The sequence below is a fragment of the Tsuneonella suprasediminis genome (assembly GCF_003605755.1).
Classification (GTDB): Bacteria; Pseudomonadota; Alphaproteobacteria; order Sphingomonadales; family Sphingomonadaceae; genus Tsuneonella; species Tsuneonella suprasediminis.
The window spans coordinates 1-6,669 of record NZ_RAHJ01000006.1; the positions used below are offsets into that span (position 1 = coordinate 1).

General features: G+C 58.4%; 9 protein-coding genes. 3 read left to right on the plus strand and 6 right to left on the minus strand.

Features of this window, described 5'->3' with window-relative positions; translation table 11 throughout:
• The 3 genes from D6858_RS01980 to D6858_RS01990 all read right to left on the minus strand — a co-directional run.
• A protein-coding gene (locus D6858_RS01980; protein ID WP_120106682.1) for an IS5 family transposase occupies positions 1-772 on the minus strand; the annotation gives its coding sequence in 2 pieces (ribosomal slippage) (positions 1-454 and positions 454-772; 773 coding nt annotated over the 2 pieces). This gene is flagged as partial in the annotation.
• Positions 773-834: 62 nt separating this feature from the next.
• Positions 835-1,155, minus strand: a complete 321-nt coding sequence (gene cutA / locus D6858_RS01985) for a divalent-cation tolerance protein CutA (RefSeq protein WP_120106728.1) — start codon at positions 1,153-1,155, stop codon at positions 835-837.
• Positions 1,152-2,228 carry a COX15/CtaA family protein gene (locus D6858_RS01990; protein ID WP_120106730.1) on the minus strand — a complete coding sequence of 359 codons (1,077 nt, stop codon included), beginning with the start codon at positions 2,226-2,228 and terminating at the stop codon, positions 1,152-1,154. Before D6858_RS01990 ends, cutA begins: the two co-directional genes overlap by 4 nt.
• 107 nt (positions 2,229-2,335) lie before the next feature.
• Here D6858_RS01990 and D6858_RS01995 point away from each other — a divergent pair, with 107 nt between their 5' ends.
• The 3 genes from D6858_RS01995 to D6858_RS02005 all read left to right on the plus strand — a co-directional run bounded on the left by D6858_RS01995 (position 2,336) and on the right by D6858_RS02005 (position 4,321).
• The gene (locus tag D6858_RS01995) at positions 2,336-2,767 is read left to right on the plus strand and encodes a MerC domain-containing protein (protein WP_120106732.1); all 432 of its coding nucleotides are present in this window, start codon (positions 2,336-2,338) and stop codon (positions 2,765-2,767) included.
• Complete coding sequence (thiS, locus tag D6858_RS02000; RefSeq protein WP_120106734.1) at positions 2,739-3,719, plus strand: sulfur carrier protein ThiS; 981 nt, start codon at positions 2,739-2,741, stop codon at positions 3,717-3,719. Before D6858_RS01995 ends, thiS begins: the two co-directional genes overlap by 29 nt.
• A 74-nt stretch (positions 3,720-3,793) precedes the next feature.
• Positions 3,794-4,321, plus strand: a complete 528-nt coding sequence (locus tag D6858_RS02005; protein WP_120106737.1) for a hypothetical protein — start codon at positions 3,794-3,796, stop codon at positions 4,319-4,321.
• A gap of 19 nt (positions 4,322-4,340) precedes the next feature.
• Here the strand turns inward: D6858_RS02005 and D6858_RS16250 are convergent, their stop codons facing one another.
• The 3 genes from D6858_RS16250 to D6858_RS02020 form a co-directional block, all read right to left on the minus strand.
• On the minus strand, positions 4,341-4,667 hold the full coding sequence (locus D6858_RS16250; RefSeq protein ID WP_165859604.1) for a transposase: 327 nt from the start codon (positions 4,665-4,667) through the stop codon (positions 4,341-4,343).
• Between the two features lie 185 nt (positions 4,668-4,852).
• The gene (locus D6858_RS15595) at positions 4,853-5,059 is read right to left on the minus strand and encodes a hypothetical protein (protein ID WP_133305219.1); all 207 of its coding nucleotides are present in this window, start codon (positions 5,057-5,059) and stop codon (positions 4,853-4,855) included.
• A gap of 727 nt (positions 5,060-5,786) precedes the next feature.
• Positions 5,787-6,669 (minus strand): IS3 family transposase (locus D6858_RS02020; protein WP_120106458.1); only part of this gene is annotated, 883 nt, incomplete at its 5' end.

Genomic DNA, 6,669 nt, shown 5'->3' on the forward strand with positions numbered 1-6,669 from the left:
TAGGCCGTAGACTCATTAGCTGCGATCCATAACCGTGCTGAGAAGAGCTTGATGGCGGCGAGGAAGTTATCGGCGCGTTTGTCGTAGCGTGTCGCCAATCCTCTGGCGTGTTTGAGTTTTCCGAAGAAGCGCTCGATCAGGTTGCGATAGCGGTAGAGGAAGGCGCTGAAGGCGAAGCCCTTTCGTCGATTACGCTTTGCCGGGATGTTGGCGAAGCCGCCGTTGCTTTCGATCCGTGCGCGGATAGCATCGCTGTCATAGGCCTTGTCAGCCAGGAAAGTGCTGCCGGGTGGTACGACATCAAGCAGCGCTACAGCCTCGCGGCAATCGCTGGCTTGTCCTTCCGACAGATGCAGGCCGACCGGTAAACCCCGGCCATCAACCAGCGCATGGATCTTGGTAGTCAGGCCGCCCCGGGAACGTCCCATGCAGCGATTGGGGTCCCCCTTTTTAGGGTCGCACCATGCTGGTGGACCCGGATCGAGGAACTGTCGATCATGACCAGTTCGCCATCGAAAGCGGCGCTGACGGAGGACAGAAGCCGGTCCCATACGCCAGCTTTGCGCCAACGCACGAAACGGTTGTAGCACGTCGTGTATGGCCCATAGCGCTCCGGGATATCCGCCCAGGGGCTGCCTGTGCGAAACCGCCACAATATCCCATTGATCACCCGACGATCATCAACACGCGGAACACCGCGCACCTTGTTCGGCAACAACGGCTCGATCACCGACCACTCGAAATCCGTAAGCTCAAATCTGCGACGGCTCATCCAAGGATCCTTCAAATGCCTTGAATCAATCCAATCTACATCGCGCAAGCCAGTTTATGAGTTTACCACCTAGTGCTTCCCAGTGCGGCCAGCCAATGTACAGTCGCTTCGCCTGCCGCATCGCATGGCCAACCCATAACGGCAGGGGAGGCATAGGGGTGGATCGCTTCAATGCGAGATACGGTTGCCTGCAATTTCGTGGTGTCGGTCTTTGCCAGCAGACCCCACTCCTCCGCACTGCCGCGCTCTCCATTCCATTCGAACAGAGAGTGAATCGGCCCGATCAGATTCGCGCAGCCTATCAGCTTTTCGTCGAGGAGATGGTTCGCCGCGGCTTCGGCGGAGGCGCGATCGGGGAAGGGGCACCACGCCAGCGCAGTCACGCCGCCATGCTCCGTCGATCACTGCCAAGGACATGGATGCACCATGTCGTGGCGACCACCACCAGCGCGCCCGTCAACTGGTGCAGTCCAGCCAGCCACAGCGGAACCCCGGCCAGCACTGTCGCGATTCCCAGTATGATTTGCAGACCGACAGCCGAATGAATGGCGATTGACGCGCGGCGCCGGATGCGGCGAACCTTGCGGGCCAACACGATCAGGAAGCCCAGAACGCCCCACGCCCACCAGCGGTGCAGGAAGTGAATCAGGAACGGATCGTGCATTGCTGCCCACAATATTCCGCGGCTATCGTTGAATTCGGGAATGAAGCGCCCTTGCATCAGTGGCCAGGTATCCGAAGCCAGCCCGGCATTCAGGCCGGCGACCCAAGCGCCCAGCAGCAACTGGATAAACAGCGCCAGACCAGTGATTGTCCCGAATAGCGTCATATGCGCTGGCTGGGCAGAACGGTCGCGCGCCAGTGCGCGCAGATCGAGCGCGGTCCACACCAGCCCTGCCAGGGTGAACAAAGCCGTCAACAAATGGATGGAAAGCCAGAAATGGCTGACATCGGTGACTTGTTCCGACAGTCCGGAGCGGACCATATACCATCCGAAAACGCCCTGCAGACCGCCAAGGGCAAGCAGTGCACCCAACCGCCAGGCATAGCCCCTTGGGATCTGCCGCCGAATTGCAAACCATGCGAACGGAACAGCGAATGCCAGCCCGATCAACCGGCCAAGCAGCCTGTGGCTCCATTCCCAGAAATAGATGAATTTATAATCCGCCAGCGTCATCCCGGCGGGGCCGTTGATCTGTTTGTACTCGCCAATCTTCTGATAATTGGCGAATTCTGCCTGCCATTGCGCCTCGCTCAAAGGAGGGAGGGCGCCGGTTACCGGCTTCCATTCGGTGATGGACAATCCAGACTCGGTTAGTCGGGTGACCCCCCCCACCACGACCATGACGATCACCAGCGTCGCAACGAACAACAGCCAGCGGGAAATCGCCGTGGGACGTGGGTTGAGGGCGGCACCTGCGGAAAGCCGGGGCGAAGGGGATGCTGTCGCGACCATAGGCCGCAATTTTGCGGCGGTCTGGCCTAATTCGCAAGCAGGAACTGGATTTGCCGTGCGGCAAACCTTGCGAAAGGATATGCTATAACATAAATGGGATACAACAGATGGCTAGCATTTCCCTTTCCTCGATTCGCGCGGCGGTGTCCGAACGGATAGACCGCGTCGGCGTTACGCTGTCTGCGCTCTGTGCGGTCCATTGCCTTGCCAGTATCGTGCTTGTCTCTGCCTTGGGCATCGGTGGAGAATTTCTGCTGGCGCCTGCTATTCATGAAGTCGGGCTGGCGCTGGCGATGGTGATCGCAGCGGTGGCCATAGGGGCAGGGGCGCTGCGCCATCGCCGCGCGGCCCCTTTCGTTACCGCGATGACCGGGCTTTCATTCATGGGTGCGGCGCTGGCGGTTGGACATGGGTTTGAAGAGGCTGTGTTGACTATAATTGGGGTCGCATTGGTTTCTGTCGGGCACATACTGAACTTGCGTCGTTGTGGCTGTTCGCTATCTGGCGGACATGACTGCTCCGAAAACGCTGACCGTTAACGGCGAGTCTCGCCGCACTTCCGCACTGACCATTGCGGCGCTTGTCCGCGAACTCGATCTCGTTCCGGAAAAAGTGGCGGTGGAACGGAACGGCGAAATCGCGCCGCGATCGCAACTCGAACAGATTGCGCTGAATGATGGCGATTCGCTTGAAATCGTGCATTTTGTGGGGGGAGGCGAAAATAGCGACACCTGGACTGTCGCGGGCCGCACGTTCCGCAGTCGGCTGATCGTCGGCACGGGCAAGTACAAGGATTTCGCGGAAAATGCCGCGGCGCTGGAGGCCTCCGGCGCGGAGATAGTCACGGTTGCCGTGCGCCGGGTCAACGTCAGCGATCCCAAGGCGCCGATGCTCACCGACTTCATCGATCCGAAAAAAATCACTTATCTGCCCAATACGGCAGGATGCTTCACCGCCGAGGAAGCGATCCGTACTCTGCGGCTAGCTCGCGAAGCAGGGGGATGGGACCTGGTAAAGCTGGAAGTACTGGGCGAGGCGCGTACCCTTTATCCCGATATGCGGGAGACTCTGCGTGCGACAGAGGTGCTGGCCAGCGAAGGGTTCCTGCCGATGGTCTATTGCGTCGACGATCCGATAGCGGCGAAGCAGCTTGAGGATGCCGGGGCAGTGGCCGTGATGCCGCTGGGGGCACCGATCGGCAGCGGGCTTGGCATCCAGAACAAAGTTACTATCCGCTTGATCGTAGAAGGGGCAAAGGTTCCCGTACTGGTCGATGCGGGCGTCGGCACTGCCAGCGATGCAGCCGTAGCGATGGAACTGGGTGTCGATGGTGTGCTGATGAACACCGCGATTGCCGAAGCGAAAGACCCGATCCGAATGGCCCGCGCGATGAAGCTGGCAGTGGAGGCGGGACGTGATGCCTATCTGGCGGGGCGTATGGCAACGCGCAAATATGCCGATCCCAGCAGCCCGCTTGCCGGAATGATCTGAACTAAGTTCTCATTTGGCTAACCCGAAATTAACCATCGTGGCGGAAACTCCTCTTGCAACAGGGGAGTGCTGTTATGGCGACCACGGGAATTGCTTCGCTGACGATTAATGAGATGCGCGAGTTTGCCAGCTTCACTGCGGCGGAGCAACGCTATATCCGGCGCAGCCTCGATATTGGGCTTGGTCGTCAGGATGCATTCAAGCTTTGGGCGCGGGATGCGGAAGAAAACGCAGCCATCCGCAGCCAGTACGTCGCCTATCAGGATCTGAAACTGTTGCGAGCTGCCATCCCGGCAGAAACGGGCTTTGAGTGCGTCGAAAGCTTTATCGGCAAGTTGACGCGGGTGGCAGCATTCGATCTGGCGCAGGAGCGGATCGATTGTTTTTCGGCCTTCCGCTTTCTCTATGAACGATTGCTGGGCCCTGATGTCCGTCCGTGGCTACCCAGTGGATTCTGCGCCGCCAGTGCGTTGCCGCAGATCCGGCCAGACCGTCGCAAGATGTTGTTGCAGAGTTTGAGTGAAGCGGCGGCTACAGCGCCGGGATGGAGCGAGCGAGCGCCAGTCTTCTACCCGGAATTCATTGCTGAAGAAGCCGCCTGATCCCAAGTGCCGTTTACATTCAAAGACAACATTTGAGTGCAGCGACGAGGTTCAGGAAGCCCGCGTAGTTTCTGGCGAGTTTGTCGTATCGGGTGGCGATGCGTCTGAAGTGTTTGATCTTGTTGAAGAAGCGTTCGATAAGATTGCGGTCTTTGTAGAGGGTGGCATCGAAGCTTTGCCATTGCGCGGTTGGCTGCCACCCTGCCCTTCGCAGTAAGCGCCATACTCCAATCCAAGCCAGCGATTTCGCAAGCCCGCAGGCCGGCTTTGAAACTGAGCAGTATGATAAGTCGATTGCGCACGGCGAAGCGGCCTCGCCCAGCTCGCGCGTAAAGACGGCGAACATCGGGAGGCGCCAGCACCTTCGCGGGCTGGGTCATATGGATCCTCGTTGTTTGATTAAGCTAATTTAATTATAGCTAAATCCTACAAAGAAGTCAAGTTTTATACTATTTTACAGTAACTTAGAGAAATTCTCTTTGAGTTTGGTAGGCATCGATGACCGGGGGCAGCATTTGCGCCCCTCAAATATCAATGAAGGCTGTCTCCGTTTCGGTTCAACAGTTGCTGGCTATTCCGTATGATGGCGACATACGTGTTGGCGCCAAGCACGTCGTCTTGCTCGAGGAGCTGATCGGCACGTATGGCAATAATAATTGGCGCTTCGTCACCATGTTTTTCGACGTAATGACGCGCCACTGCCCATTGCTCCCATTCTGTAACAGGAGGAGCAGTCACCAAAGCGCCTGATACAGAAGGCCGCCTATGCCCAGTATGACCAGGGCCACCCAAAAGCCGAACTCGAATTTGATGCTGGCATCGTCGCTAGAGCCTTCGTCGTCCCATTCACGTACGAGCTAAAGCTAGCGTTTGCTGCGCGTCGCAGAAAGCATGTTCCTGCGTGGGACATTTGTAGAACAAATAAACTTTGCAGAGTCGGAGTTTCAAATGTTCGTGATAGATTTGATGAGTGTTTTTGCGTTGGCAGCGCTGCTCACGGCAACGAGCGCGCTAGTATGGTCGATCAGGCGCTAGTCATGAGTCGAAAGCGGCTCGATGATGTCGGAGATTTCAGCAGGCACGGCTACACTCTAAGGGCCGACTACCGGAGTTGTGGTCGGGTCGTAGTGCTCGATCCTTTGTGGATCGTGACGCTTTGCCAAGCTCGTGGCTGGTCCAAGCAAGTGCCGCTTGTTGAGGGACGGATGAGGTGCTCGGAGTGTGGGTCGAAAGACGTACGACTGGGGCCGGGACTTCGCTAATGCAGCGAGGGCTAGATGTGGCGAAAGTGGGCAAATATCATGACTTCAATCGGGCCGGACCCTGACTGTCCGATTTTTGCCCTCTTGGGCAGAGTTAAGACGTTCACTCTCGAGCCTCGATCTTTGGATCTGCGCAGGTCTAAGCCACGAACTTCCAGCTGCTATGAACCGCCCCGGGATTGCCGGAGGCCATTTGGTTTAAATTATGCCGCCATGGGCGTGTCGTCCAGCATGGCGTAGTATCGTGCTTCAGCTTCGGCAGGCGGGATATTGCCGATGGGCGCGAGCAGGCGCCGGTTGTTGAACCAGTCGACCCATTCGAGCGTGGCGTATTCCACGGCTTCAAATGATCGCCACGGACCTCGGCGGTGGATGACCTCGGCCTTGTAAAGGCCGTTGATCGTTTCGGCCAAGGCGTTGTCGTAGCTGTCGCCAACACTGCCGACCGATGGTTCGATCCCGGCTTCGGCAAGACGCTCGGTATACTTGATCGAGACATATTGGCTGCCACGATCACTGTGGTGGATCAGGCCGCCACGGTGAACAGGCCGTCGGTCATGGATCGCCTGCTCCAGGGCATCGAGTACAAAGCTGGCATGCGCCGTTCTGCTCACCCGCCAGCCCACGATATAGCGGGCGTAAACGTCGATCACGAAGGCGACATAGACGAACCCGGACCACGTCGCGACGTAGGTGAAGTCCGAGACCCACAGCATGTTGGGTGCCGGTGCATGGAACTGGCGGTTGACCTGATCGAGCGGACATGGCGCTGCCTTGTCGCTCATCGTCGTCTTCACCGGCTTCCCCCGGATCACGCCCTGCAGGCCCAGCTCACGCATCAGCCGTTCCACCGTGCAGCGGGCAATATCGAAGCCCTCGCGCTGCATCTGCCGCCACACCTTGCGATACCCGTAGACCTTGAAGTTGGCATCGAACACGCGCTGAACCTCGGGCTTCATTGCTTCGTCGCGCTGGGCGCGTGGTGACAGGCGCGACGGATCGCGGCGCTGTGCGACACGCTCGTGGTAGGTTGATGGGGCGATCGGCAGAACCCGGCAGATCGGCTCGACCCCATACTCACCCCGA